The following is a 1556-nucleotide window of genomic DNA, read 5'->3' as shown; positions in this document are numbered from 1 at the left end:
ATACATGAGCGGCACGAGGGATGTTGCGAGCGCCTGTCGGCGCCGCCTTGCCACGCTCGATGCTCCCAGGTACGTCCGGGTGGCGAGCTACAGCGCCCCTTCGGCCAACGACGCCTTCCCCGCGCTCGCCCATTCCGGGACGCTCTTCTGGATGCGGGCGAAGGTTGCCAGGGCCTGCCCGACCACCTGATCCATGTTGTAGTAGCGGTAGGTTGCCAGGCGACCGACAAACCACACGTCGGGACAGGTTGCGCCAAGCGCTTCGTAGCGCTTGAAGAGCTCTTCGTTTTCGGCCCGCGGCACCGGATAGTACGGGTCCCCGATATCGGTAGGATATTCGTAGGTCAGACTGGTCCGCGCGTTCTGCTGGCCGGTCAGATGTTTGTACTCGGTGATGCGGGTGTAATCTTCCGTCTGGGGATAGTTGACGACGGCAACCGGCTGAAACTGCTCTTGGTCGAGGGTGACGTGCTCGAAGCGGAGCGAACGATAAGGAAGACGCCCCAGCCGCCAGCCGAAGTACTCGTCGATCGGGCCGGTATAGATCAGGCGGTTGAACGGTATCTCGTCACGAATTTCGCGGAAGTCGGTCTGCAGCATGATCTTGATGTTCGGATGGTCGAGCATGCGCTCGAACATCCTCGTGTATCCGCCGGCAGGCATCTTCTGGAAGCTGTCGCTGAAATATCGGTCATCGCGGTTGGTCCTGGTCGGCACTCGTGCCGTCACCGATTTGCTCAGCTGGTTCGGATCGACGCCCCATTGCTTTCTGGTGTAGCCACGGAAGAATTTTTCGTAGAGTTCGCGTCCCACGGTGCTGACGACAACATCCTCGGCCGTTCGCACGTCCTCTACCGTTTCGCGTCGCGACGCGAAGAACTCCTCCAACTGTGCAGAATTCAGTTCGAGGCCATAAAGGCGGTTTATCGTGTCGAGATTGATCGGGATGGGGAGCAGTATCCCATCCACCGCCGCCAGAACCCTATGCTCGTATGTGCGCCATTGGGTGAACTGCGAGAGGTAGTCCACGATCGACTGGCTGTTGGTGTGAAAAATATGTGGCCCATAGCGGTGGATGAGGATGCCGGCTTCATTATAGCAATCATAGGCGTTGCCGCCGACATGGCTGCGGCGATCGACCAAGAGAACGCTTTCATGACGCTGCGAGGCTATTCTTTCGGCAAGCACGCTGCCGGCAAACCCCGCGCCGACGATCAGCCAATCGAACATGGCTATGCGCTCCTGCGCAACGGGACGACCTTCTTGCGTCGGTAGGCGCCCTCAATGTGAGCGGCCATGGCCGTCCATGTTCTTTCCCACGACATGTCAGCCAGATAGGCATCGACTTGCGGCAGCAGCATCTCACGCGGTCGCAAAAGCATGGAGCGCAGCTTGCTCTCCAAGTCGTCACTGTCGGCGATTTCCACCAGTCCAGCAGCGCCGTAGCTGCGCACGACGTCAACGATCGCCGTCGAGATTACGGGCAGGCCCGCAGCCAGGAACTCTGGCGTCTTGGTTGGGCTGATGAACCGGGTCGCCTCGTTGAGTGCAAACGG

Annotated in this window: 1 protein-coding gene and 1 pseudogene; both read right to left on the bottom strand. The window is 59.8% G+C overall.

Annotated features, from left to right (window positions below):
- Nucleotides 1-87 precede the first annotated feature (87 nt).
- A complete protein-coding gene (glf, locus tag EOA22_RS33165) occupies nt 88-1230 on the bottom strand; it encodes a UDP-galactopyranose mutase (RefSeq protein ID WP_063170784.1) in 1143 nt (380 codons plus the stop codon).
- Between the two features lie 2 nt (nt 1231-1232).
- A pseudogene (locus EOA22_RS33160) lies at nt 1233-1556 on the bottom strand (glycosyltransferase family 1 protein); the annotation flags it as partial.

Origin of the sequence: Mesorhizobium sp. M7A.F.Ca.US.014.04.1.1, from assembly GCF_003998745.1 — a bacterium.
Taxonomy (GTDB): Bacteria; Pseudomonadota; Alphaproteobacteria; order Rhizobiales; family Rhizobiaceae; genus Mesorhizobium; species Mesorhizobium ciceri.
Note: the sequence above shows the minus strand (reverse complement) of the source record. Positions and strands in the feature narration are given on the sequence as shown.